Origin of the sequence: Burkholderia sp. S171 (assembly GCF_009766085.1) — a bacterium.
Lineage (GTDB): Bacteria > Pseudomonadota > Gammaproteobacteria > Burkholderiales > Burkholderiaceae > Caballeronia.
On the sequence record NZ_LMUF01000007.1, the window covers coordinates 540511 to 567339 of the forward strand.

The 26829-nt window shown below is 61.4% G+C and carries 18 protein-coding genes; 9 read left to right on the plus strand and 9 right to left on the minus strand.

The window, feature by feature from the left end:
* The first annotated feature begins 2 nt into the window (after positions 1–2).
* Both GSQ93_RS05385 and GSQ93_RS05390 read left to right on the plus strand, forming a co-directional pair.
* Positions 3–317 carry a hypothetical protein gene (locus GSQ93_RS05385; RefSeq protein WP_367889735.1) on the plus strand — a complete coding sequence of 105 codons (315 nt, stop codon included), beginning with the start codon at positions 3–5 and terminating at the stop codon, positions 315–317.
* Positions 318–322: 5 nt separating this feature from the next.
* The gene (locus GSQ93_RS05390) at positions 323–1906 is read left to right on the plus strand and encodes a PepSY domain-containing protein (RefSeq protein ID WP_158934556.1); all 1584 of its coding nucleotides are present in this window, start codon (positions 323–325) and stop codon (positions 1904–1906) included.
* Between the two features lie 270 nt (positions 1907–2176).
* On the opposite strand, the gene GSQ93_RS05395 is transcribed toward GSQ93_RS05390, so the two are convergent.
* Both GSQ93_RS05395 and GSQ93_RS05400 read right to left on the minus strand, forming a co-directional pair.
* Positions 2177–4378 carry a TonB-dependent siderophore receptor gene (locus GSQ93_RS05395; RefSeq protein ID WP_158934557.1) on the minus strand — a complete coding sequence of 734 codons (2202 nt, stop codon included), beginning with the start codon at positions 4376–4378 and terminating at the stop codon, positions 2177–2179.
* A 381-nt stretch (positions 4379–4759) separates the two neighbouring features.
* Positions 4760–5452: a FadR/GntR family transcriptional regulator gene (locus GSQ93_RS05400; protein WP_158934558.1), complete on the minus strand. Its 693-nt coding sequence runs from the start codon at positions 5450–5452 to the stop codon at positions 4760–4762.
* Positions 5453–5791: 339 nt separating this feature from the next.
* Here GSQ93_RS05400 and GSQ93_RS05405 point away from each other — a divergent pair, with 339 nt between their 5' ends.
* The 7 genes from GSQ93_RS05405 to GSQ93_RS05435 all read left to right on the plus strand — a co-directional run bounded on the left by GSQ93_RS05405 (position 5792) and on the right by GSQ93_RS05435 (position 12777).
* Positions 5792–7297 carry a sugar ABC transporter ATP-binding protein gene (locus tag GSQ93_RS05405; RefSeq protein WP_254073765.1) on the plus strand — a complete coding sequence of 502 codons (1506 nt, stop codon included), beginning with the start codon at positions 5792–5794 and terminating at the stop codon, positions 7295–7297.
* Positions 7290–8318: an ABC transporter permease gene (locus GSQ93_RS05410; RefSeq protein ID WP_158934560.1), complete on the plus strand. Its 1029-nt coding sequence runs from the start codon at positions 7290–7292 to the stop codon at positions 8316–8318. Before GSQ93_RS05405 ends, GSQ93_RS05410 begins: the two co-directional genes overlap by 8 nt.
* Positions 8319–8425: 107 nt before the next feature.
* The gene (locus GSQ93_RS05415) at positions 8426–9349 is read left to right on the plus strand and encodes an ABC transporter substrate-binding protein (protein WP_254073766.1); all 924 of its coding nucleotides are present in this window, start codon (positions 8426–8428) and stop codon (positions 9347–9349) included.
* Between the two features lie 256 nt (positions 9350–9605).
* The gene (locus tag GSQ93_RS05420; protein ID WP_158934562.1) at positions 9606–10166 is read left to right on the plus strand and encodes a YceI family protein; all 561 of its coding nucleotides are present in this window, start codon (positions 9606–9608) and stop codon (positions 10164–10166) included.
* Between the two features lie 48 nt (positions 10167–10214).
* Positions 10215–10799: a YceI family protein gene (locus tag GSQ93_RS05425; RefSeq protein WP_158934563.1), complete on the plus strand. Its 585-nt coding sequence runs from the start codon at positions 10215–10217 to the stop codon at positions 10797–10799.
* Between the two features lie 298 nt (positions 10800–11097).
* Positions 11098–11961, plus strand: coding sequence for an NmrA family NAD(P)-binding protein (locus GSQ93_RS05430; RefSeq protein WP_158934564.1), 864 nt, complete (start codon positions 11098–11100; stop codon positions 11959–11961).
* A gap of 63 nt (positions 11962–12024) precedes the next feature.
* Entirely contained in the window at positions 12025–12777 is a 753-nt protein-coding gene (locus GSQ93_RS05435) for an SDR family oxidoreductase (RefSeq protein WP_158934565.1), read from the plus strand.
* Positions 12778–12924: 147 nt separating this feature from the next.
* On the opposite strand, the gene GSQ93_RS05440 is transcribed toward GSQ93_RS05435, so the two are convergent.
* The 7 genes from GSQ93_RS05440 to bcsD all read right to left on the minus strand — a co-directional run bounded on the left by GSQ93_RS05440 (position 12925) and on the right by bcsD (position 26164).
* Entirely contained in the window at positions 12925–17853 is a 4929-nt protein-coding gene (locus GSQ93_RS05440) for a cellulose synthase subunit BcsC-related outer membrane protein (RefSeq protein ID WP_254073753.1), read from the minus strand.
* Positions 17847–18983 (minus strand): cellulose synthase complex periplasmic endoglucanase BcsZ, encoded by a 1137-nt coding sequence (bcsZ, locus tag GSQ93_RS05445; protein ID WP_254073767.1) that lies wholly within the window; start codon positions 18981–18983, stop codon positions 17847–17849. The genes GSQ93_RS05440 and bcsZ overlap by 7 nt, the downstream gene beginning before the upstream one ends.
* A gap of 61 nt (positions 18984–19044) precedes the next feature.
* The gene (bcsB, locus tag GSQ93_RS05450) at positions 19045–21609 is read right to left on the minus strand and encodes a cellulose biosynthesis cyclic di-GMP-binding regulatory protein BcsB (RefSeq protein ID WP_158934567.1); all 2565 of its coding nucleotides are present in this window, start codon (positions 21607–21609) and stop codon (positions 19045–19047) included.
* A gap of 1 nt (position 21610) precedes the next feature.
* Entirely contained in the window at positions 21611–23821 is a 2211-nt protein-coding gene (gene bcsA, locus GSQ93_RS05455; protein WP_158934568.1) for a UDP-forming cellulose synthase catalytic subunit, read from the minus strand.
* The gene (gene bcsQ / locus GSQ93_RS05460; protein ID WP_158934569.1) at positions 23818–24606 is read right to left on the minus strand and encodes a cellulose biosynthesis protein BcsQ; all 789 of its coding nucleotides are present in this window, start codon (positions 24604–24606) and stop codon (positions 23818–23820) included. The genes bcsA and bcsQ overlap by 4 nt, the downstream gene beginning before the upstream one ends.
* Positions 24603–25505 carry a cellulose biosynthesis protein BcsP gene (bcsP, locus tag GSQ93_RS05465; RefSeq protein WP_158934570.1) on the minus strand — a complete coding sequence of 301 codons (903 nt, stop codon included), beginning with the start codon at positions 25503–25505 and terminating at the stop codon, positions 24603–24605. The genes bcsQ and bcsP overlap by 4 nt, the downstream gene beginning before the upstream one ends.
* Positions 25506–25708: 203 nt before the next feature.
* The gene (gene bcsD, locus GSQ93_RS05470; protein ID WP_158934571.1) at positions 25709–26164 is read right to left on the minus strand and encodes a cellulose biosynthesis protein BcsD; all 456 of its coding nucleotides are present in this window, start codon (positions 26162–26164) and stop codon (positions 25709–25711) included.
* Between the last annotated feature and the right edge of the window lie 665 nt (positions 26165–26829).

The window sequence follows — 26829 nt, forward strand, 5'->3', positions numbered from 1 at the left end:
CCGTGGACACAGTGCGGCCCGCGAAAGAGCGCAGCACGTTATCGCGGGACTGGCTCTCGAAGACGCTGGCCGGCGTGATCGGTGGGTTCGGGCTGGCGATTGCGGCGAGCGGACTGCTGGCGTGCCTGACACCCGGCGCCCTCGATGAACAGAACAAATTCCAGGTCGCGATGTGGCTCGTGCCGCCTGTCTGGATCGGGGTGATGAGCGGTAGCTTTGTATTTCGGAGCGGCCTGCGCGCCTGGATCGGGCTGGGTGGCGCGAACGCGCTCGGCTTTGCGATGCTCGCGCTCGCCCGTCATTTTTTCATTCGATAACCCCCATGCGCAGCGACGTCATCCGCGTCTACAAGACGGTTCACACGTGGACGGGCATTGTTGCCGGTCTTGCGCTTTTTATCGCGTTCTATGCCGGCGCGGTGACCATGTTCAAGGACACGCTGAACGACTGGGTCACACCGCCAACCGCGCATGCCGGGGTCTTTCCGCTGGCTCAGGCGCCTGCCGTTATCGAGAAGATGCTGGCCGCGCATCCGGCGGCGCGGCGCCAGTTCACGTTGAGGATCGAACCTGCGAACGCGGCTAGTCTTTCATGGCGCGAGCCCGGCAAACCGCAGCGTTTCACCACCACGCTCGATGCCAACGGCAAGCTCGAAACGCAGGCGCACGGCGTGTCGAACGCGGCAAGTTTCATCGACGTCCTGCATATGACGGCCGGCATTCCAGGCGGTTTCGATGTCGGCATGGGCGTGATGGCCGTGGTGTCGCTGCTTTACGGGCTTGCGCTAGTGTCCGGTGTGATCGTGCTGCTGCCGAGCCTGATCAAGGACCTGTTTGCGTTGCGCGTGGGCAAGAACCTCAAGCGGATGTGGCTCGATGCGCACAATGTCGTGGGTATTCTGAGCTTGCCGTTTCATGTGGTGATGGCGTTATCGGTGGTCGCGTTCGGACTGAGTGACACTATTTACTCAGTGCAGGATCGCGTGATCTACGGCGGCACGCTCGGCGCTACCGTGCAGGCGCAGAACCCGTATTACGCGAAGGCGCCAGTGGTGCCGGGTGGCTCCACGACGCTTGCCTCACCGCTTCAGATCGTGGCCGCGGTGAAGCAGCACGCGCCGGAATTCGAGCCGACCGAGTTGATCTATCGCGGCGCGGGGGCACCGGGCGCGACCGTATTCGTCGGCGGCGATGATCCGCGTTATCTGGCGCGCAGTGGAGGATTTGCGCTGCTGGATCCGGTGACCGGGCGCTTTCTGAATGCTCAATTCCTGCCCGGTGCCGCCGATGGCAACGCGTGGTCCGCAGCCACCAGCGCATTCTTCGCATTGCACTTTGGCAGTTACGGCGGCGAGCCGATCCAATGGGGTTATTTCTTTCTCGGCCTGGCCGGTGCGTTCTTGTTCTATTCGGGCAATCTGCTTTGGATTGAGAGTCGCCGAAAACTCGAACGCGGCGCCGATGCCCCCAGGCAACGGCCCGCGACCTACTTCATGGCGGCGCTAACCGTTGGCGTGACGTTGGGTTGCGTGGCCGGTATTTCCGCGACGCTCGCAGCGGGGAAGTTGCTGAATGGCCGCGTGGCGGATTTATCGGCGTGGCACGCCCGGATCTATTACGCGGTGTTCCTGGCGAGCATTGCGTGGGCGTTCGTGCGAGGCGGAGCGCGGGGATCGGTCGAGCTTTTGGCGCTGACAACGGGCGCGACTTTGCTCGTGCCGCTGGCTTCAGCCGTTGGATGGCTTTTCCCTTCCACGGGGATGTGGTTCGAGCCTGCGGCGGCCGGGGTGGATGTGTGCGCGCTGATAGGCGCAGGGTGTTTTGCCTGGATGCTGCGGGCAACCGCGAAGCGGGCCGCGACAGGCCGGCAGGATAGCGTATGGAGATATTCCGCTCGCGCCCGGTGACGGGATTTGAGTGAGGCTTTGTCTTGAACCGGAAGGGGGGACTACAGATTGCCGCTGCTCGACAAGGTAATGCGCTTGAGGCGTAAGGCAGATTTTCGATCGCGACGTTTTTTTTCAGAGCCGGGCATAACAGAGCGCTGCGTCAAGGCAACACGCCTTTCAACCGCGCTCTGGAGCGTCCGAGACATCGCGAATCGTTTCGCAATGTCTCGCACTTCGATAGCCGCCGGCCGCGTTTCTACAACAACCGGTTCACGGCGAAACCCATCCTCAAAAGTCCGTGGTCATCGAAAGCAGCAGCGTCCGCGGTGTTCCCTGCGTCAGATACGCGCCAGTCGCCGAAGCCCAGTAAGCCTTGTTCGTTATGTTCTCCACGGTCGCGCGGAACGTGGTGACGTGCTTCACGATGCTCGTCGTGTAGCGCGCGCCGAGATCGAAACGGTCCCAGGCCGGTATCGACAGCTTGTTCTGCGCGTCGAGATACTGGTTGCTCGTGTGGATCCACGCGGCGTTGACCGTGACGCCGGGCAGCATCGGCAGATCGTATTCCGCGCCGACGTTGAACAGGTAGCTCGGCACGCCGATCGGACGCAAGCCGTCGGTGGCGCCCTGGTTGGTATCGAGTTGCTTGGCGTTGATCATCGTCGCGCCTGCAAGCACGCGAACGCCGTGCAACGGCTCGCCATATACCGATAACTCAAGACCGCGGTGACGCTGCGTGCCGTTGGTGCCGAATACGTTGCTCGTGGTGTCAGTGTAGGCGGACGGCTGTTCGATCTGGAACGCCGACAATGTCGCACCGAAGTGATTCGAATCGTACTTCGCGCCCACCTCGTATTGTTTCGTGCGGCTCGGTGCAAGTGTCTGGCCCACGTTGGCTGCGGTTGAAGGCGCACTCTGTCCGGCAGCCAGTGACTCGCTGCGGTTCGCGAACAGCGCAATATTATTCGTCGGCTTCACGACGAGGCCGAAGATGGGCGTCGTGATCGACTGGTCGTACGAAGACGAGATGGTGTCGGTACCGACCGTGAAGTTGTTCTGGTGCAGTTGCTGATGGCGCGCGCCGATCGTGAACAGGACGCGATCGTTCAGGAAACCGAGCGTGTCTGAGACGGCCACGCTGCGCGTCAGGATCTGGTCGGCAAGACCCGGATCGGCGAAACTTCCCGCGACAAAACCGTTGGCCGCAGGCTCAGGCACGATGCCGCCTCCGTACAGGCTTGTCGGGAACGAGCCGCTGAACGCGAACGCTTCACGATCTTCGAGCGTGGTGATCGCAAAACCCGCGCTGACCAAATGACTGACCGGCCCGGTGGAGAAGTGCCCGCGTACGCCGGCTTCGGCAGACAAGGCATCGGTGGTGCGCAAGACGTCGCCGCGCGTCGAGGTCGTGCCGGTATCGGCGTTATAGGTTGGCGACGAGTACGTCCCGTCCTCATGCGAACGACGAATGCCGCCGCTGACATACGCCGTCCAGGCGGGCGCGAAGTCGTATTCAGCTCGCGCGATACCGACTGTGTCTTCAAGCGTGCTTTGCGTCCAGGGTTGAGCGAAATTGCTGGCTGCGGACGGAACGGTTGGCACCTGATCGCCGGATACGGAAACCGTCGAGCGCCCTTGATCGATATTCCTTCGCTGGTAGAGAAAATCGCCATATAAACGGACTTTGTCGCCGCGATAGTCAAGCGAGACAGCCGTCGACGTGTTGTGACGGAATTCATCGTCGATGCTTGTTTCGCCGCCGAGGATCGAACTGTTCACACGGATGCCGAACTGGCCGTCGCTGCCGAAGCGCCGGCCGACATCAACGTGCGTTCCCAGTTGGCCGGAGCCGCTGCCTTCCACCGTCACGCGCGTGAGCGGTTGGTCGTCTGCGCGTTTCAGTTCCAGATTGATGCCGCCGCCCACTGCGGAACCGGTCGGCGACGCGCCGTTCAGGAACGCGTTGGCGCCTTTGAACACATCCACCCGTTCCAGCACTTCGGTCGCCACGAGCTGGCGCGGCGTGATGCCATACAGGCCATTCAACGAGATGTCATCCCCGGTCAGTTGAAAGCCGCGAATGACGAAAACCTCCGAGAAGTTGCCAAAGCCGAAGGCCGGACGCACGCCGGGATCGTGCGACAAGAGTTCGCCGACCGAATGCGCCTGTTGATCTTCGATTGCCTTCGACGTGTAGCTCGTCATGCTGAAGGGTACGTTGATCATTTCCTGATTGCCGAGCACTCCGAACTTTGCACCACGAGCAATCTGGCCGCCACCGTACGCAGGGGCGAAGTCGCCCGGCAGCGGTTCTTTGGCTGCCTGAACCTTCACGGCGGGCAATACGTTTTCCGTCGTCTCGGGCGAAGTGGATTGCGCCCGAGCGGTGGACGTTACGCCGATTGTCAGGGGGAGCGCTGCGTAAAGGAATGCGAGGCGGACGGCGTTGGATAACGGTCGAACGGACGATGAACCGGTAAAAGTGGACATGGCGATTAGGTAGTTGGCACGCGAAGCGGCTGCGAAGTGAGTGCGAGCAGGTAGGTAGCGGACGTAAGTTGTGGACTTAAGCCGCGGACGATCGTGACCGCGCGCTCGTGGCGCCACGAGCGATGTTTTTTGGTCTCTGTGCCAGATGAAGAAATTACGAGAAGCTGGAAATCGGCTGACAAATTATACACGAATGCGAATCGTTATCATTCGTAGTTTCAATAACAATAATGATGCGACATGAGGGAAGGGGCTTGCCGGGAAGGGCCGAAAACTGGCCGAGGATGTTGACGATCGAGTAATGCGATTCAGCAGCGGTTTACGGGCTGTAGTGCGACAAGAGCCGACTGAAGTGGACCTTCAGACAGAAGATCCGGACCGTTAAATGCCGCCCACCCAGCGTTCTTCTGACGCTTTCAAATGCGACCGCATGGCGGCCTGTGCGGCGATCGGATCGCGCGCTTCCAGCGTCCGCAGGATTCGCTCGTGCTCGGAGAGCGCGACGCCCCATGTCGTTATGTTTTCTGCGAGGCCGCTTACCTTGGCCGCGATCGGGTCGTTGCGGCCATCGAATAACTCGCCTACCAGCCGGGTCAGCACGGAATTCCCTGCAATTTCAGCCAGCGTGATATGGAACTGCCGGTCCGGTTCCAACGGCGAGCGTCCTTCTGCGATCAACTCGCGCATCGATTCCACGCTCTTTTGCAGGCGTGCCATAGCGTCCGGCGTCAGCCGCGTGCAAGCCAGCACGATCACGCATCCTTCGATAGCCGCGCGCGCCTGCATTAACTCGGTAGGGCTTTCGCCCATGGAGGTCAACGGCGGTTCCTCCGTGCTGCCTTCGCAGACATACACGCCCGAGCCCATCCGGATCTCGACCTGACCGCGAATTTCCAATGCAATCAACGCCTCCCGCAACGACGGCCGTGACACGCCCAACTGCTGCGCAAGCTCGCGTTCCGGCGGCAGGCGCGTCCCCGCCTGGAAGCTGCCGACCCGGATCAGCGTGTTGATCTGATCGGCGATGGTTTGGTATAGCCGTCGCGTTTCAACCGGTTTTACAGATGTCGTCATGGGTGTCGGGCAGGGATCGAAGTGTAAGGTGGCTTGACCAATTGCTTTCAGGATCGCTTGACCGGCATGCCGATGAATATAAGGGTAAATACCGCGATTCCAGAGTGGGCCTAACCCCATTATCATTCACAACAGGTAAGGCCACGTGACGAAACATAAAAATTGGCTTGACCACTTTGGTGCCAGACCGATGATCAGGCGCCACCCCAGAATCAGCGACCCCGCCGAGGAGACAATGCCGGTGCACATGCTCATACGAGTCGACGAGGCTCAGCGATGAACGTAGCAGCCGAACAAGGCGCGCCGCACAGCGCGCCCCATGCTGCGCGCTCGCCCGCCATGCCGGACGAGCCCTTGCTGCGCCTGAACAGCGTCGGCAAGCGTTTTCCTGGCGTGATCGCGCTGCAGAACGTCAGCTTCGACGTCCGCGCGGGCGAAGTGCACGCCATTTGCGGTGAAAACGGCGCGGGCAAATCGACGCTGATGAAGATCGTCAGCGGCCAATACCGGCCGGACGAAGGCGAGATCTACATCGACGGCCGCGAGCACCACTTCGCGTCGACGCTTGAGGCGCAGGCTGCGGGCATCGCGATCATTCATCAGGAACTGAACCTGATTCCGCACTTGTCCATCGCGGAAAATATCTTCCTGGCGCGGGAGCCGAAGCGGGGGATTTTCATCGATCGGACGCGTCTCGCTGCTGATTCCCAAGCCGCGCTCGATCGCATTGGTTTGTCGCTCAAGCCGCGCACGCTGGTTGGATCGTTGTCGGTCGCGCAACAGCAGATGATCGAGATCGCCAAGGCGCTGTCGCTCAACGCGCGGCTCTTGATCATGGATGAACCCACATCGTCGCTGACGGAATCCGAGACCGTGCATTTGTTCCGGATCATCAAGGAGTTGCGGCAGGCGGGCGTGGGCATTGTCTATATCTCGCATCGGCTGGACGAACTGGCCGAGATTGCCGATCGCGTCACCGTGCTGCGCGACGGCCGCACCATTTCCACCGATGATTTCGCTGCCACCACCATCGAGCAAGTGGTCTCGCACATGGTCGGGCGCGATCTGGACGATGTCTTTCCCGAACGCAAATCGCAGCCGACGAATGAAGTGCTGCTGAGCGTGAAGGGCCTCACGCGCCGCGAGGTGTTCGGGCCGGTGAGCTTTGAATTGCGTCGCGGGGAAATCTTGGGGTTTGCCGGACTGATGGGCTCGGGGCGCACTGAAGTGGCGCGCGCGGTGTTCGGCGCCGATCCGGTGGAGGCGGGCGAAGTTCAGTTGCAAGGCAAGCGGCTCTCGATCCATTCGCCGATCGACGCAATCCGCAATGGCATTGCGTATCTTTCGGAGGATCGCAAGGGCAACGGTCTCGCGCTGCAGATGACGGTCGCGAAGAACATCACGCTCGCGAACGTGGGAGCGGTATCGGGCGCGGGCGGTTTTATCCGCTTCGACGAGGAGGCGAAGGTCGCGCGCAAATATATCGATGCATTGGGCATTCGTACGCCGAGCGTGAACCAGATCACGCGCAATCTCTCGGGCGGCAATCAGCAGAAGGTCGTCATCAGCAAATGGCTGTTCCGCGAATCGAAGATCCTGTTCTTCGATGAACCCACGCGCGGCATCGACGTCGGTGCGAAATACGCGATCTATGAACTCATGGACCGGCTCGCGGCACAGGGCATCGGCGTTGTATTGATCAGCTCGGAGTTGCCCGAAATCATGGGCATGACGGACCGCGTGGCCGTGTTTCATGAAGGCCAGATCGCGGGCGTGCTCGAGACCCGCAAAACCAATCAGGAAGAAATCATGCACTACGCATCAGGACGGATCGCCCATGCTTGAGATGACTACCGACCCGGCGCACGCCGACCGTGCCCGCGCCCGTGAACGCCGCAAGGACCTGATCCAGAAGTTCGCGGCTCTGGGAAGCCTGGTGATGCTCGTGGTCGTGTTCTCGGCGACCAGCAACGCATTCATGTCGCTTGGCAATGGCATGACCGTGGCGTTGCAGGTGACGTCCATCGCTTATCTCGGGATCGGCGCGACGTGCGTGATCATTACTGGTGGTATCGACTTGTCGGTCGGGTCGGTGCTCGCGTTGTCAGGCGTGGCCGCCGCGATGCTCGTGAAAGCCGGCGTGCCCGTGCCGATAGGCATGCTCGGCGGCGTGGTCGTGGGCGCGATCTGTGGTGCGTTCAACGGCTTGTTCGTGACGCGCATGGGCTTGCCGCCGTTCATCGCGACGCTGGGGATGATGCTCGTTGCGCGCGGCGTGGCTTTGCAGATTACCGGGGCGCGGCCGGTCTCGGGACTCGGCGATTCATTCGCAGAACTCGGTAATGGCTCGCTCTTTCGCGTGGTCCGCATGGGCTCGGACGGGTTTCCCGACATCGTGTTTCCCGGCATTCCGTATCCCGTGATCATCATGGTTGTGCTGGCGGTGTTGGTCGCCATCATGCTCAGCCGCACCTCGCTCGGGCGGCACATTTACGCGGTCGGATCGAATGCGGAAGCGGCGCGGCTGTCCGGCGTGAACGTGAATCGCGTGAAGCTGTTCACGTATGTGCTGTCTGGCGCGCTTGCAGGGTTGACCGGCTGCGTGCTGATGTCGCGGCTGGTGACGGCGCAGCCGAACGAAGGCGTGATGTATGAACTCGATGCTATCGCGAGCGCGGTGATTGGCGGCACGTCGCTGATGGGCGGTGTCGGCACGATCTCCGGCACGGCGATTGGCGCGTTCGTGATCGGCATTTTGCGCAACGGGCTGAACATGAACGGGGTATCGAGTTTCATCCAGCAGATCATCATCGGCCTGGTTATCTTGGGGACGGTGTGGATTGACCAGATCCGTAACCGGAGATGAGTTTCATCGAACGCGCCTTCAGCGTTCGCGTTTTTAAAAGAAAGCACGGGTCCCACGGGGTCTTACAAAATGAACAGGAGCGAGACATGAAACTGACTACTAAAGCGATGTTTGCCGCCGTGCTTGCCGTTGCTGCGAGCAGCGCGTTTGCGGCGGGTGGCGAGATTGCCGTGATCGTGAAGAGTGCCGATTCGAACTATTGGCAGAACGTCAACAAGGGCGCGACCGCGGCCTTGGCCACGGAGAAGGGTTACACGATGACCTTCCAGGGCCCGGCTGCCGAATCCGACATCGCCGCCGAAGTGAACATGGTCGAGAACGCGGTGAACCGGAAAGTTGCGGGGATCGTGCTGGCGGCATCGGACCCGGACGCGCTGGTGCCGGCCGTGAAGAAAGCGTGGGAAGCGCATATCCCGGTGGTGATCATTGATTCGGCCTTGTCTGATTCGGGCAAGCCGTATTACCAGGCTTTCTTGTCCACCGACAATGAAAAGGCCGGCGAGATGTGCGCTCAAGCGTTGATCGCACGGGTGGGGCAGACGGGCAAGATTGCGTTGATGTCGTATGTGGCTGGGGCGGGTTCGGAAGTAGGGCGCGTGGGCGGATTCCGCAAGTATCTGGCGGCGCATTCGAAGTTGCAGGTGGTCGGCCCGTATTACTCGCAGTCGCAAATGGCGAATGCGTTGAATCAGACGACTGACGTATTGGCTGCCAATCCTGATTTAAAGGGTATTTTCGGGGCGAACGAGCCGACGGCTGTCGGGATGGGACGTGCGCTGGCTCAGTCGGGTAAGGCCGGCAAGGTCATTGCAGTTGGTTTCGATGGCAATTCCGATTTGCAGAACTTCGTGAAGGACGGGACGATTCAGGCAATCGCCGTGCAAGGTTCGTATCAGATGGGCTACAAGGGCATTCAGACGGTGATTGGTGTGATTGAGAAGAAGGCCCCGCCGAAGTTTGTTGATACGGGTGTCGTCATGGTCGATAAGGGGAATATTGATCTGCCAGTGGCGAAGAACGTGTTGTATTGAGCGTTGTTGATCGCGGCTCTTTGTTCGGGCTAGGCAGGTGATGCGCAGTGCGAAGGGATTGTTGGCTGATCCTTTTTGCACTGCGCTTTTTTTCGCGGTCGACTTTGACGGTTTTGTGTCACCGGACGCTGACTGAGTTTTTGTTGTCGGTTTCTCCATTACCTTCACCGGTAGAACAATCTGTTCTTTCCGTGTGGCTATCCGCCGCATATCTGCTCGCATACCATGATGTACCGATTACGACCCTAAGCCAGATATGCGAACTCCCCTGTACCGATGGTTATTGGCCGCTTCCGCCGCCACCGTTCTATTTGCCAGCGCCGCTCAAGCCCAGGTCGACACGACCAAAAGCACGGTGACGGCGACATCGAAGCAAATGAACGTGCCGGTTGAAGGCAAGTTCAAGAAGTTCACCGCGCAACTCGACTTCGATCCGGCCAAGCCCGCTGCGGGCAGCGCGAATCTCAGCATCGATACGGGAAGCTACGATCTCGGCGATGAAAGCTACAACAAGCAGGCGACCGACAAGGACTGGTTCGATACCGCCCATTTCCCGACGGCTACATTCACGTCGACGGCGATCGCGCCGGCTGGCGGCACGAAGTTCAACGTCAGCGGCAAGTTGACCATCAAGGGCAAGTCGCAGAACGTTGTTGTGCCCGTCACCGTCACGAGTCAGGGCGCAACGCAAACCTTCGATGGTTCATTGCCCATCAAGCGCACGCAGTTCGATGTCGGCTCGGGCGAATGGAAAGACACCTCGGTCGTGGCCGATGAGGTCGTCATCAAGTTCCACCTCGTCTCGACGAAGAAATAAGCCAAGAAATAAGCATTCATCGATCATCACATTCATCCTGGAAAACTCATGAAAAAGAACCTTCTGATTGCAGCCGCTGGCGCGCTTGTCGCGGCCGTTTCGTTCAACGCGATGGCTGAAGAAGTCACGTATCAACTCGACCCGAACCACACGTACCCGAGCTTCGAAACGGACCACTTCGGCGGCATCTCGGTCTGGCGCGGCAAGTTTACGAAGAGCAGCGGCACGGTGACGCTTGATCGTGCGGCGAAGAAGGGCACGCTGGATGCGACTATCGACATGACGTCGATTGATATCGGCAATGACAAGCTGAATGGCGAACTGAAGAGCGCGCAATTCTTCGACGCCGACAAGTTCCCGACGGCGACCTACAAGGGCACGTCGATAAAGTTCAAGGGCGATGTGCCGGTTGAAGTGATCGGCGAGTTGACGCTGCATGGCGTGACGAAGCCGTTGAACCTGAAGATCGAATCGTTCAAGTGCTTCACGAACCCGATGCTGAAGAAGGAAGTGTGCGGCACGGAATCGACGGCGACGTTCGATCGCGGCGACTTCGGCGTGGACTATGGCAAGGCATACGGCTTCAAGATGAAGACGACGCTGCATATTCAAGCTGAAGGCGTGAAGCAGTAAATAGACTGAGGGATGCCGGCGTGGAGGTGGTTACGCGCCGGTTGTTCAGAATAGAGAAGCCGTTCCAGCTAGTGCTGGAACGGCTTTTTGGTTTTTAAATCCGGCTTTTAATCCAGCTCTGAATTCGCACGTGCGTTCGCGGTGTTCATCCCCGCGGTACCGCATAGCATTGCTGCGCTCGCCATCAATGCTCTCGTGTCATGAATGAAATGACATCCCGGTTATCGCTAAACCGGGTCCGGTCCAACACAATCCTCTCCAACGCAGCGCTTGCTGCCTAATTTTCTGGAGAGAGACCATGTTTGCAGTTACCGGGATCACAGGGCAGGTTGGTGGTGTTGTTGCACGTTTGTTATTGGCTGCCGGCCATGATGTTCGCGCCGTCGTTCGCGATGCTGCGAAGGGCGAGGTTTGGGCGAAGCAGGGTTGCGAAGTCGCGCTCGCCGACGTCAACGACCAACAGGCATTGCAACACGCGTTCGAAGGCACGGAAGGCGTGTTTGTCCTGCTGCCACCAACATTCGACCCCACGCCGGGCTTTCCCGAAGCACGCAAGACCATTGCCACGCTGCGGGCTGCGCTCGCGGCTGCCAAGCCGTCCAAGGTCGTCGTGCTGTCCACCATCGGCGCACAAGCCACGCAGCCGAATCTGTTGAATCAGCTTCAAATCCTCGAGCAGGAACTCGGTACGCTGCCAATGCCCGTGGCTTTCCTGCGCGCTGCGTGGTTCATCGAAAACGCTGCGTGGGATGTTGCTCCCGCACGCGATTCGGGCATCGTTCCCAGTTTCCTGCAACCGCTCGATAAACCCGTGCCGATGGTTGCTACCGCCGATATCGGCCGCGTCGCGGCAGAATTGCTGCGTGAATCATGGTCGGGGCGTCGTATCGTTGAACTGGAAGGGCCGCAGCGCATTTCGCCCGACATGATTGCTGCGAGCTTTGCGCGTCTGCTTGGCCGCGACGTCAGCATGACCGTGGTGCCGCGTGATACATGGGAAGACCTGTTCCGCTCGCAAGGGATGAAAAATCCGATGCCGCGCATGCAGATGATCGATGGTTTCAATGAAGAATGGATCTGCTTCGAAGGCGCTGAAAACGAAGTGCGAAAGGGCCGTGTGCCGCTCGATACGGTGCTGCAATCGTTAATCGAAAAAGCGTAGTAGAAGGGCATCGGTCACTAGATTCCGATCGGGCGCATTCACATTTAGTCAGGAGTACAAGCAATGATTGGAACGGAAGAAAATGCGAGCGGTAAAGGCCGCCTCGATGGCAAGAAAGTGATCGTGCTCGGCGGTTCATCGGGTATCGGCTACGCGGTGGCGGAGTATGCGCTGGCGGAAGGTGCATATGTTGTGATTGGATCGAGCCATGCGGGACGTGTCGACGCCGCGGTCACGGCGCTGGGTAAGAATGCAGAAGGCCATGCGCTCGATCTCACCGATGAGACCGCTATTGAAGCGGTTTTCAACGCGACCGGCAGCTTCGATCATCTGGTGTTCACTGCAGGAGATTCGCTGAGGCTTGGCGAGATCGCCACGACGGATTTATCGCGGGCAAGACGCGCCTTCGATATCCGCTATTGGGGCGCGCTCGCCGCGGTCAAATACGGTGCGCCGCATATCGCGGCAGGTGGTTCGATCGTGTTGACAACGGGCGTCGCGGCGCTGCGTCCGCGCAGCGGCTGGGCATTCGGCGCGAGCGTGTGTGGCGCGATGGAAGCGCTTACGCGCGCGCTTGCCGTGGAGCTGGCGCCGTTGCGTGTTAACGCCGTTTCACCGGGATTGATCGCGACGAACCTTTGGCAGAACATGTCCGAAGAAGACCGGCAGTCGATGTACGAACAAGCCGGCAAGCATTTTCCAGTTGGACGAGTGGGCGAAGCGCGTGATGTCGCGGCCGCGTATCTGTTCCTGATGGAGAGCGGATTCGCGACGGGGCAGACGGTCGTGGTGGACGGTGGGGCGGTGCTGGTATAGGCGAACATCGCCGCGACAGTAGGCAAAGCCGTAGCGGCAAGGGACGTCGAATTCCCCCGTCATCTCAATCTTCGGGTGATTAACTTGCCGCGAAAATGTCAGTGGCCCAGACGCTTTGCGCCCGAGCCACTGTTTTGATCGCGCTCGTCAATTCGTGGACGGCAGATACGGGGACGTCAACGTGGTCGGAGGGAATGTCACAGCGCCCAATTGTTTCGTGAAGCTGTACCGCACATAAACGGCGGCCATGTATTCCCGGTATTGATAAGCGTTGCCAAGCGATGCCGATCCGCCTACGAACAGTTGCGGCGCAAGCTGGTATTCGGCGCTTGCGTTGAACGAGTACGCGACGCCCGTTTTGCTGGTGCTGGGATATACACCGCTGGTGGTGTACGGCGTCGCCGACAGAGCCGCGACAATTGACTGGAGACCACTACCACCATTGGTCGGGAAATAATTCGAAGCATCCTGGCGATAATGCTGAACGCCGATCGACCCCTTCACGTCGTACGTAAAGGCGCCATTGCGACCCTTGTATTCGATCGGAAAGTTCAATATCACATACTGTTGCGGGCTGAAATAGCCACCCTGACCGTACGTGAAGTACGACAGGTTTTTGTCGTAATGCATCAGGGTCGTGTTCACGCCCACGGTGAGCGTCTGATTTGCATCCGTGAACAAACGCGTGTACACCCCGCCGCCGCCTTTGACCGCCGTATTACTCTCTACGTTGTAGCCTTCGAAGTATTCGTACGACGCGTTTACGTAAGCGCCGCTCATGCCGTCGTCCCAGCCGAGCGAGGCACGGCCGCCGCTCGAGGTTACGCCGCCCCAGGTCAGCGTTCCGTTGTTTACCAGGTTTTGATAGGTTGCATCCCCCAATTGCGCTCTCAGTGCAGCGGCATTGTTTTGGGCATACGTACTGATGCTCGAATCTCGTGTGCCCGCATAGGACAACAAGCTGTCCGTGACGGCGCGGCGCGCAACGGCGAGCGAGTACGAAACCTTATCGGTGATGCCGCCGTTGTATTCAGCGCCGCCCACCCAGTTTGCCTCACGAAAACCGAAAGGCGTTCTCCCGACATCGGCCTTGATGCTGTCGGTTTCATAGCCCACGGATAACCCCACGCCACTCGCAGTCTGGTCGCCGGAAAGGTTTTGGCCCGTGAGCCCGCCGACCACACTCGCGCCAAACCGTGCCAGCGTGTTCGGATCATTGGAGGCCGTGCCCGCGTCCAGCGAGACTGGCGTTGCCGTCACGACAATATGTCCATTCCCCGCCGCGATGCGACCTTGAACCGGCGCTTCGATATCCGTCAGGTTCGACAACCCGTCTTCGCCGGTACGGCTGCGAAAGATGATTCCGCCCGACACCGTGCTCGACCGGGCGCGGTTGATTTGCGCGAGTTCATCGGCGACGCCCAGCGTTTGTGCATTTGCTACGGTCGTCGGATTGTTGCCGGCCATGCCGGTGTAAGGCTGTCCATTTTGCGCGGGCGCGTAGCCGTATCCTGCCGGCGGTTGCGGAATGTACGGCTGCCCGTAACCCTGGTTCGCATAGGGTTGCTGTTGTTGCTGCTGCGGATACCCATACCCCTGTTGCGGATACTGCTGCTGCGGGTAAGGCTGCTGCTGGGGATAAGGCTGCTGCCTGTAGTCCGTTTCATCGGCCTGACGGGTGTTACGCAGCGTGGCCTGCTTGCGCGTTGCCGTACGTTTCGACTTCGCTGCCGGTGCGCTGGAATACGTACCGGGTTGCGGTTGCTGAGCATTCGCCTGCGCTTCGCGCGCGGCGGGCGACATGGGCCATGGCGAACTGACTGCCGCCGGGTTGTACGGCTGCTGAGCCTGTTGATACTGACCCGGATAAGCCTGCTGCTGTTGATACGGCTGTTGATATTGCGCCGGATAGGGCTGCTGATATTGCGGCTGATTCGGTTGCTGATAAGCCTGCGGCTGATATTGAGCCTGCCCCTGCGGTTGATATTGACCTTGATATTGCCCCTGATACTGTCCCGAATCCTGAGCCGACCCTTGCCCCGGATAAGGCTGCAACGGCGCCGCTGCGGGCCCGCCAGACTGGCTCGAACCAGAAGTGTCGGGACCATATCCGCCGCCGGTCGTCACCGGGCGTGCGACATTGCCCGGCGTCGAATAGGGTGCAACATACGGTGTCGAATAAGGCGCGGGTTGAGGCGGGGGCAAATAGTTCGGCACGTTCTGCGTCGGTGAAGAAGGCTGAGGATAAGAAGTGGGCAACCCGGGCATTGGCGTGGTCGAGCGCGAGAACAGTCCGCTCAGCGGACCGGTCGGGGCACCGGGTGCACCCGCCACGCTCGTTGACGTATCGACGGCGGTCACGCCTTCAAACGGATTGGTGCCCGGCAGCGGCGTCGACCCGATGCGCTGCATGGCGGATTCCCAGCCGCGCGGCACGTTGGGTTGCGTACCCTGGCCAGTCACTCGCGCCGTTTGACGCACGGGCGTATTCGCCGCGATCAACGCCTGCTGCAAATAGCGCGATGCCAGCGACAGCTTGCCCTCTGCGTGATACATGCGGCCGGTCGCAGCGAGCACGCGGGGGTCATCAGGCGCTGCGCGCAGCGCCTGATTCGCCGTTGCCTCGGCAAACGAAAATTCCTTCGCGCCGGTGGCAGCGCCAATTGTCGCAACTTGCAAGTCGATGTCGTCAGGACGTCGAGCCAGCGCCGCGCGATAACTCGCGAGGGCGCTGCGGTCATCGCCGGCGGACGTGTACAAACGGGCCAGTGCGCCTTGCAGGTCGGGGTTGTCGGGCATGGCGGAAAGCCAGGGCGCGATTACATCGTAGGCACTTGCCAGGTCTCCGCGCTGGCGCACGGTATCGGCTTGTTTCACCACAATGCCGACATTCAGATTGTTAAAGTCGATGCGTTGCTGCGGCGTGAGCTGCGAAGCGGCGAGCCGCCGCATGACCGAGCCCAGCTCGGCTTCCTGCTGCGGATTCGTCTGTCCCGCAGTCACGGGAATATTGGTCAGGATACCTGCGTATTGCAATAGCAGGCCGGTGTTGTCAGGGGCGGCGGCCATCGCGCCGCGCACCAGCGACAACGCGCGCATGGCGTCGCCCGCTTGCAGATACGACGACGCAACCACGCCGATCAGTTCCGGGCTGCCCTGGGCAGTCGGCGTAGCGGCTTGCAGGATCGCTTCGGCTTGTTGCCTCTGCCCGGCACGCGACATCCGGTTCGCGAGATCCGCTTGCGTATGCACCCATAAGCGATGTTGCAGCACGGTCATGGCCGTCGTGCGCTGGTTGACCGGAATGCGTTCCAACTGCGATAAACCCGTCGCCCAGTCCTGCGTTTCGGCCGAGAGCAGCGCGCTTGCATACAGCGCGTCGGTCATGTCCGGATGCGCGGCGAGCAAGCCGTCCATCATGCTGCGCGCATTGCCGACCGCCCCTTGGCGCACATAAATGCGGGCGAGGTCGAGGCGCATCCAGACATCGTCGGGATTGTTCAGCAGCGCGTCTTCGAAGAGACTGCGCGCGGTGCCCAAGTCGCCGCGTGCTTCCGCCGCGCGCGCCTGCGCCGCCTGCGCTTCGCCGCGCAGCTTGTTGATGCCGCCGGCCTTCGCCTGCTGTTCCGCGTTCAACTGGTTCGCGAAGGTGAGCGCTTCTTCACCACGGCCTTGCGCGGCCAGTGCACCGACGAGTCCGCGAATGGCGTCGGGGTTGTCGGCCTGACGGCGCAACGCCATCCGGTACGCCTGTTCTGCGCCACGCGGGTCGCCGCTATTGAGCAGCGTTTCGCCGAGCATGGTCTGCGCGGTGGTGTCCGACGGATTCAGCGCGATCGCGCGCTCGAAATCCGACTTCGCCTGGGCGATCTCGCCATTGCTGCGCGCGCCGATACCCGCGCTCGTGTAACTCCAGTAAGTCGCGCTGGTGAGCGCGTCTTTCCAGCGCGCCGGATTGCCGGCCCGCGATGCACGCTCGAGATACGTACGTGCTTCGTCGAATTTTTCTTGCTTCAACGCGGCGATGCCCATGCCGCCGAGCGCATCGCCGTCGTTCGGACTATTCGCCAGCACCGCCGAAAAACGGGCGCGCGCCGTGACGATATCGCCACGATCCAGCGACGCGAAACCATCGGCGACCGAACGGCCCCGGGCGTCGGTGGCGGCATCCGCTTGCGAGCGATCGCGAGCTTGCTTGTCTTGCAGGACCATCGAATCGAAACGCGCCTTGACCGCGGGATCGTCCGGCGATGTCTGCAAATACGCTTGATAAAGCGGGGCATCGGATGCACGCGCGCCGAGCCACAGCAGCGCCTGGCGCCAGCTTTTTTTCGCCTCCTCGCCGACCGTGCTGTCCGTGCTCAACTGCGCAAGGCGGGCGATACCGTCACGCCGTGTGGTATCGCGATAGGTCAGGTGCTGCGCAAGCGCGAGCGCGTAGCGCGGGTCGTTGGGGTTCTGGCGCGCGAGCTGCGTCAAGCCCTGACGCGCCTGATCCCAGCCTTGCGGCGTGGCGGCCAGCGCCTGGTAATACTCGAGCGTGAGTTCGGGCGTCGCCGGCTTGCCGTCAATCGCGCGCTGATATTCCTGCACGGCGGACGCACTCTGTCCACTTTGCGCGAGCCGCCGGGCGTCGTTCACGGTCTGGTCGCGCGGGCTGGTTTCACCCAGCCGCCGGCCGAGTTCATCGATATTCGGATACTGCGGCGCAGCTTCCCGCAGACGCTGCAGATACTGTTGCGCGCCGCTGCCGTCCTTGCGGTCCGAGAGAATGATGCCCATGCCGTAGAGCGCGTCCGGCTGCTTCGGGTCGATGCGCAGCACTTTCAGCCACGCCTGCTCGGCCAGATCGCCCCGGCGATGCGCCTGCCAATAACGGCCCTGATCGATCAGCACGGCCAGGGGCGAATTGGCACTTGCACTGGCACCGGCTGAAGTGGCGGCGCTGCTGGCGGCTTGCGCGAACACGGTGAGCGGCACATTAGCGATGCAGCCAGCCGCGAGGCTCAATGCGATCGCTCGCGCACCGGTGTGCGGTTTCATCGGTTTCATCGTGAACAGGGGCCGTTTCAACATGCGCTTCTCCAGCTCGGTACGAGTCGACCGGCTTCGTCGAAACGGTATCGGCCTTCTATAAATCCGGCGCCGAACAAGCCCAGCACCCGGTCGTAATAAACCGGTTCACGGTTAGGATTTGCGGGCGCGGCGCCCGAAGAGGTTGCCACGGGCGCGTCGAGCACCGCGAGACGCGTGCGGGCAAGACCCAGGCCGCGATCGTCGCCGAGTGCCTTGAAATACGGTGCGAGCGCGGCCCAGTAGCTTAGCGGACCTTCGCCGCTCGTCACTCCAGTCGCCACATTCACGCGTTCCGGCGGATACCCGTTTTGCGCGACGGCCTGGCGCATGCCGCCGAGCGCCGCGAGCCACGGTTTGCCAAGCGGATCGGCGCTGAATGTCAGCCCGGCCCACAAATACACGCGAATGGCGTCGTAGCTGCCGGTGTCGGCGGTTTGCGGATCGACAACGAACTGCCCCGACTTGTACGCGGCCCAGTCAGGAGAAAAGCCATGCGGCGCGGTCGTGGTCACGAGCTTGTAGCCGTTCTCGGCAAGCTGGTTCCACGGGCCGTCCGGCATCTCGCGAGCGAGGCCGCGCAACACCGGCAGCGGCGAATAGCTCGGGTTCAGGCGCGTTACGTCGCCGGTTTGGAAGCCTTGCGGACCGGGCAGCAGCACGGGTCCCAGGCCTGCCAGATGGGTCACTTCATGACGCACGATCTGCGTGGCCAGCGCCATGCCCAGTTGCGTGTAAGTTTTCTCGTTCCACAGACGGCCGGCTTGCAGCAGGTCGTAGGCAATCCACAGGTCGGAATCGGAGGCCGAATTGGGATCGAGCACGCCGAAAGAACCGTCCGGTTTCCTGCCCCATTGCCATGAAGGCAACCGGACATTGCCCGGTTCGAACTGGTTCGCGGCGAGGTTCGTGCGGGTCCAGGCGAGCAGCCGGTCGAAGGTCGCGCGGTCGTTCGCGACCAGCGCGAAGAACATGGCGTACGACTGGCCTTCGGAGGTTGTCTGCTGCGTCGGCGTGGAGTAGTCGATCACGCGGCCGTCGGCCTGCACGAAACGCGCTGTGAAGGTCCGGTAAGCGGTCCAGTCCGTACATTGCGCGGGTGAAGAAGCATATGTGCTGAACGTGGTTCCCATGCCGGTCAACGCCAGCGCCAGAATTGCAGCCTTCGATCCACGCCTAAAACCAGCCTGCATATCAATCCCTCAAACGGCGCGCGGCAATGGCGCGCAGCGACCGGTAGAACAGTGCCGCGATGATGATGGCCGCGAGCAAGCTGCCAAACACCAGCAAGAGCGGGTGCGACGACAACGCCCAGCGCATGTATTCGAACGGCGACAGGCGGCCGACGTAATACGCCTGGCCATTCGATGTCACGGTCACGTCGCGTCCGTGGATCACGGCCATGGCGCCCTGGATCTCGGGCAGGATGTCGTTGTCGAGCAAGGCGGCGGACAGGTCGGCGTCGGACTGTCCGGCCGCGCTGATCAGCGCCACCGCGCTGCGATTGCTTTTCAAGGGCGATTCGAAGCCCGTGATGAGCGCGTCGCCGCTGGAGCTGACGAGCGTCAAGTCGGCGCGTGCCGGCAGACGCTCCACACCACGCGAGCCGTGCCACCAGTCGACCACCTTGAACGCCACGTCGGAGAGTTCGAAATTGCGCGACTCGCCGTCGCCCGAGAAGGGCATGTGCTTTGCCCAGCTTTGCAGCAGTGGCTGGCGGCCGGGCGAACCGAGGATCAGCAGGTCTTTATCGGCGAGACTGTCGACCTGATCGGCCTGGGCGACGGTCACGCCGGTCACCGGATAACCCGTCGATGCCCCCATGCGCCCCATCTCCAGCAAGTACAGGCTGAAGTCCGCGGAGTTCGGATCGTTCGGCATGATGACCGCCGTTTCCGACAGGTCAGCCATGCGCGTGAACGGGAAACCGCCGTTTGCAAAGGCCGCGAGGTCGGGCAGCGCCATGTAGTGCGGGAAACCCGACAGGTCGATGGTCGAGTTCGGATCGATGGAACCCACCACGTTGTCCAGCACGCGGCCCTGGCATTCGCCGGTCTTCGGGTAGTCGTAGTAGAAGTGCAGGCGCAACTGCGAGCGCGGCGTGAGCAGCAGCGGCGGCAAGTAGATCTCATGACGCGCGGCGGCCGTCTGGTCGGGCATCACCCGATTGAAATACCGGCCGAGATCGAAGGTCGACGTGGCCACCGCCGGGATCCGCAGCGACTGCACGAAACCGTCGTTCACGTTGATATTCAGCGTGGACCGGTCAAGCGTAGGCCGCACCGTGTAGCGATAACCCAAATCGATTGGCACGCCCTTCGTTTGCCACATGAAGAGATCGGGCGGCACGCGCATGTTCACGCGCACGGCATCGGCGTTATAACCCGACACCGACAGGTCACGCGCTTCGGCCAGTTCGCCGAAACGCACCGGCCGGTCGGTCGGCAGCCAGTTCGGCGCGTCGTACGGTTTGCGCGGGGCGAAGTCGTTCAGTTGCGTGATCGTCGCGCTCGTGCCGGACAACGAGTTCTGGCCGATACCAAGCGCCTTCGCGGCGGTCTTCAGCTCGGTGTCGTTGCGGCCCATCACGAGCAGCAGGCGGCCACGCGAAGGCGATTCACGATCCATCACCGCGATGGTCGGCCCGTTTATATCGGGGATCTTCACGCCGGCCGGGTGCTGGTCGCTGGTGGCGAACACCACGGCGTTGCCGGACAGCGGCACGTTGTCGATCTGCGTCGGAAACACAGCGCCGCGATACCCCGCGAGCGAGCCGAACCACGACGCTACCGCGCCCGCTGCTTCCAGCGTGGCGGCGCTCGGTTTTTGCGCGAACACGAACGGCAGTTCGAGACGGCGAACGTCGCGGCGATCAAAGAAAGGCGCGGGCAGCGAGGCCAGGTCAACCTTGCTTTCAAGCGATGCATACGTGAGGTCGAGCGAACTCGCGTTGCTGACCGTTGCCCACAGCGTGGAGTTCGACGGGTCCTCGCATTGCTGCGTGTAGTGGCCGATCAACTGCACGTTCAGGTGATTGAATTCCGTGATGAAGCGCGGGTCGATCGACACGTCGCGTGCAACCAGGATGCCGGCCTGCTCGCGCGGCACGGGCAGCGTGGCGGCGACTTCGCCGTTGACCAGCACCTTGAGTTGCGAGATCGACGGCAGCAGCGAAGGCGAATAGCTGTAGATCAGGTGCAGCACCGCGCCGGTCACGACTTCGTCGCTGCGAACCGAGAACGGCACGCCGTTCTGGCCGTCCGTGCCACGCAGTTGCAGCGGATCGAGCGCGCCCAGGTCGGAGAACGTAAGCGTCTGGCGGCGGCCGCCGGGTACCAGCGTGCCGGGCTCGGCCGTGGTCGGCGTTTTGGGGGCGAGCGTGCGCACGGCCGGTACAGCCGATCCCCCCAATGCGCCCGAGGCCGCTTGTGCGAACGCCGGCACGGGCACGGCGAGCGACGGCTGATCGATGGTCGCCCGGTTGAACGGCAGTGCAGGGCCGGGTGGCGGCACGGCGCCCACGCCGGTAGCGGTTGCGCTCATGGTCCCGCTCGCCGTCGTGCTGGCCGGGGCGCTAGCGGCCGCGGCGCTTGCCAGCGACGCCAGCGGCACGGCCAGTGCCGTTTGCAACGCAAGCCAGCAAGCGAGGCTGCGCATCAGGGCGCGGGGAATGGGGCGGGAGCTGAACGGAGTAAAAACCGTTGTGTCCGGTTCGCCATGTTCATTACCCGGGCTCAGCATCGAAATTCCCTTACCCATGTCAGTCTTTGGTCTTCAGTTTTTTAACGTCGGGAGAACGGGTCGTCAGCCAGTTCCGCGCGTCGGTGAAAAGATGTTCGAACAATGCGCCGATACCGCCCATGCCCACCACCAGGACATGCCGCAAGCCGCGTAACGGCGCGTCCGGGATGCGTCCTTCGGACCAGTTGGTCCAGGCGTCAGCGCGGGCGAAAGTGGTCTTGACGAACTCGAATTCCTGCTCACGCGTGAGCGCCGAAAAGCGCAGCCCGACGCGTCCGACAGCGGTAAAACCGACGGTCGCGGGAAACGCATATTCTTCGTCGCCGCGAAATAGCGATACGGTGACTTTCTCGTGCAGCGGCACTTCCAGATTGCCCGGCAACTTCACGCCCACGCCGCCTTCCGAGTAGTCCATGGTTTCGCAGGCGAGGGTGCGGCCGGTCGAAAACTTGAGCATCACGGGCATCTTCATTTCTACCCGATGCGTCGTGCGCACTTGCCGGCGCTCGCTTGCAGCGGCCACGCTCGCGCCGAGGATCAGCATGTTGTAGGTGGTCCACGCCAGGTTCAGCAAGACCGTGTTCACTTCGCTCTTCACGTCCCAGTGCAGGTAGATGTTCACCAGTCCGGCAATAAACCCGAGCAGGTTCAGCACCAGCAGGATCAGGTATGGGCGCGAGATGGCGTAATCGAAATAATCCTCGGATATCTGGCCGCCCTTTGCCGTCACGTTGAACTTGCCGAGCTTCGGGTTGATCAGCGCGAGCAGGGTAGGCGCGGTGATGTACGACGCCAGCACGGACTCATACACTTCAGCCCAGAACGAGTGCCGAAACGCGCGCTGCATCCGCGAGTTCGTGATGCTCGCGTGCATCATGTGCGGCAACGCGAAGATGGCGATCGTGCCGGCCGCCGCATGGATCACGTGCGCGCCAAAAAACAGGTACGACAGCGGCGCGGTCAGGAACACGAGGCGCGGGATGCCGTAGAAGAAGTGCATCATCCCGTTCAGGTAACAGAGCCGCTGACCGAGCTTGAGGCCCTTGCCCGTGAGCGGGTTATCGATCCGGAAAATCTGCGTCATGCCGCGCGCCCATCGAATTCGCTGGCCGATGTGGCCGGACAAACTCTCGGTCGCGAGACCGGCTGCCTGCGGGATCGCGAGATACGCGGTGGTGTAGCCGAGCCGATGCAGCTTGAGCGCCGTATGCGCATCTTCCGTCACCGTCTCGACCGCGATGCCGCCGATCTCTTCCACCATCGTTCGGCGCAGCAGCGCGCACGAACCGCAGAAGAAGGTCGCGTTCCAGAGGTCGTTGCCGTCCTGTACCAGCCCGTAAAACAGCTCGCCTTCGTTGGGCACCTTGCGGAACGTGCCCAGGTTGCGTTCGAACGGATCCGGCGAAAAGAAGTGGTGCGGCGTTTGCAGCATCGACAGCTTCTTGTCGCGCAGGAACCAGCCAAGGCCGATCTGCAGGAACGAGCGCGTGGGAATGTGATCGCAATCGAAAATGGCGAGAAATTCGCCCTTCGTGATTTTCAGCGCTTCGTTGATATTGCCGGCCTTCGCATGCCGGTTGTGCGTACGGATGGTCCAGGTAACGCCGACCTCTTCGCAGAACGCCTTGAACTCGGGACGGCGGCCGTCATCGAGAACATGAATGGAGATCTTGTCCGCCGGATAGTCGATCGCAAGCGCCGCATAAATAGTCGGCTTCACCACGCCGAGCGGCTCGTTATACGTGGGAATAAAGATGTCGACAGTCGGCCATTCATCACGGTTTGCCGGCAACGGCATCGGCTTTCTCTGCAGCGGCCACGCGGTCTGGAAATAGCCGAGCATCAGCACAATGGCCGAATAGACTTCGGCGGCGACCAGCAGCAAACCCCAGGCGGCATCGAGCGGACGTTCCCAATAGGTCGTCTCGGTCAGCCGCCAGTACATGTAGCGGCCCGTGACCGCCACGGACAGCATGATCATGACCAGCGTGGCGTACTGGCCGCGCAGGCGCCGGAACGCAAGGGCCATGGCAAAACAGCAGCACGCGAACACCAGTTGCTGCGTGGTCTCGAGCGGTACCGTCCAGACGAAATACATCGCCGCGAGGGCAAACAGCGTGAGGATCGTCGTAAAGATCCGGCTGCCCCAGATCTTTGAATCGACAAAACGTTCCAGCCGCGACGCGACCTGGTCGGCCTCGGACAATGTTCGTGCGCGTGGCTTGCTCATGCGACGCTCCTCGGCGAGAGCTGCTTGGCGTCGACCGCGTTGGTGAGCCATTCGCCACACGTACGCAGATCGGCGGCGGCCTGGCTCAACGGGTCGTAATGGATCAGCGTGGTGTCGCAGGCGAGCGACTCGCTCACGCCTTCGTCAAGATGGATAACGCCCGGGAACATTTTGTCGCCGAGCAGGTTGCGCAATACCTTGAGCACGTCTTTCGTCAGTTGCCGCGACTGGTCTACCTGGTTCACCACGTAACCCGTACCGACAAAGTTCGCCCGCGGCGTGGCATAGGCTTCGATCATGCGTTCCATCTGCGGGATGGCGGCGTACGAAGCGGCGTCGGCCAGCACGACATTCAACGCGAAATTCGACGCGCACAGCGCCGTGCGCGTATAGACCGACGAACCCGGCGGGGTATCGACTATGACGATGTCCGCGGCATCGAGTCCCAGCCTTTCAAGCGATTGCGCGAGCCACTGCGGGTCGCGGTCGATATGCGCTTCGAAGCGGCGGCGATCGTCTTCCACCACCGCGCCGTAGGGCAGGACCGTCACGCCGTCGACACCGTCGAACATCACGGTTTGCCATGGATCACCGGCGAGGGTGGCACGCGACAATCCGTCGATGCTGTCGAGCGGAATGCCGAAATGCAGGCGCAGCGCGTTTTGTGGATCGAGGTCGAGCGCGATCACGCGGCGCCCGCGTGCAGCGAGGACCGAGGCCAGATTCGCCGCGAGCGTGGTTTTTCCGACACCGCCTTTGGCAGAGACGACGGTGATGACTTTCATGAGGACGAATTTCGGTTGGCGAGCCACGAACTAGCGCCCGGGTTGACGGGTGTCTGCGCCGATGCCGACGTAGACGCGACAGGTCCGCGCAGACGCTGGAACATCGACTCCAGCGAATCCGGCTGTGCGCTGGCTTGGGGTGCAGGCTGAGCTTGCCCTTGTGGACGGAACAGCTTGCCGAGGATCGACTGGTTCTTTGGTTCGGCTGCTTGTGCCGATGCCGGCAACGGCGCGGCTTCGGCTGCCTGCACGCGTGGCAACGATTTTGCAACGCTGTTCGAACGTTGCAGCGCCGCGGCGAACCCGGTCGGTTGCGCGGGCGTGCTCGCAGGCGTGGCGAGCGGCTGCGTGCGCGGTTGTGGCTGTGATTGTTGAGCCTGCGGCAGGTGCTGCTCTTGTTGCGTGTGGAACGGCCGAAACAATGGTTGCGGCAGTCGTGCTTGCTGCGGCTGTTGCACGGCGGGAATGGCGACTGGCGGAGCGGCCTCGGTTTCCACGGCGTTCGACGTTTCTTCAACCGCATCGATCAGCGCCGAGAAGCGCGCTGCGCCCACCGGCGCCGCCGGCAATGTCACGTTGGCGACCGGCGGAACCGTCTTCCGATGCGCACGTGCAAAGAGCGGCGGTTTGCCGCGATTGACCGGCGCTGCGCCTTCCGGCTGAGTCAGGCTGTTTGGCACGTTGCGATGTTCGCCGGAGCGATCTTGCGTCTGGGACAGGTGAGCATCGCGGCGAGGCGCGATGCTCGGGATCGACGGCTGCGAGAAGTCAAGGGTCGCGAGCAACGGCCAGCGCGTGCGGGCGTGGATAGCCTCGTTTTCGCGGCCGATCTCCTGGTAGTTGCTGGCATCGCCGCCAAATTTATCGAACAGCTTCTCAATATCGCGCGAAGGGTTCATGTGCTGCGTCCTCGTACTCTCTCGGTTGTGCTGCGAGCCTTGCCTCGACGACCACTGGCCAGTGACGTCTCGCGCGCCTTTGGGCGCTGATGCTGGCAATGCCTGATTGACTACCTGGTTGACCACCTGATCCGGTGTCGGACCTGTGCTGCATTCTTGAAGCTTGCCCAGCGAAGCGAGCTTGGATGTGCCCTCAATGGCCTTCAGTTGCTATAACGGCCCAATCGGAATTCGACTGCAGCACTTTCGTCGAATTCGCCAGCCTGGACCACCGACAAGCCTTGCGCGCCGAGTGCGCTTAACCACTCCTGATACGCGCCTTCGAGAAACGCCGGGCTCCACGGCAATGCATTCGCGCCGAAGGCGAGCAGCGGCGGACAGCAATGAACGATGCGCAGATAATCCGGCTCGTCGCTCACCTCCACAAACCCCCAGTCGACGTCATTCCAGATCGCGTTCAACGCGGCGCCGAGTTCAGGCGTGGTGGCGCAGGGCGGCAGCGGGTGAGCGGCGGCAAAACGGCGACCTACCCGTTGCATTAACTGACGCAACTCGTCGCGGCCGATCTGGGTATCGAATTCTTCCGCCAAGGCGACCAGCACGCCGCGCCACTGCGAGGAAATTTGCCGGTCAAGCAGATAGTCGAGGGTCATGGCCATATTGTTAGAAAGGAAAGCTTCCAGCTAAATGAATGCGAAAATAGCGTTACAGCGTAACCAGTAGTATTTACACCATGCCGTCGTGTGAGGCCGGTAAAATAGTGATACGTCTTACCTGTAAGCCGGGAGTCTACTTGAAGGCGATTTGTTTTTGCCACCTAACGCACATTAGCAAATAGTTCTGTGGTTAAAGCCGCAAACAGAGGGCAAAAAAATCGTTATGTCCACTTTATGTAGTACTCAGACAGTTAGCGCAAACGTTTAATCCCTCAAACTCTTTCGTCAGTTTAATCTTGCGCTACGCGCTTGTGTCGCGAAGTTGGCGGGAGTTGGGCCGTGGGGTCCAAATTGCGTGAATCGCAGTCATCGATTCACCGAAGGGTCTTCGCTTACATGTGGGCGCATCGGGCTGAAACTGCGGGTTTTGGCATGCCTCTCAACGCTGATCGGAAAATGCTGCTGCTCTCGTGCAAAGGCAAATTCTGGCGGCTTGCGGCATTACGCGATTTTTTCAGCCGCGGTTCGCAGGGATACTCTGTGCATGTGAGCAAGTGGTTTATTTGACTCCGCACGCAACCAGTTAATGGCGCGAGGTCAGCTACCCGATTATCGAATGGATGAAAGAGAGGTGATTGGGCGCCCGGATAGGTTTGCGCCAGATCAAT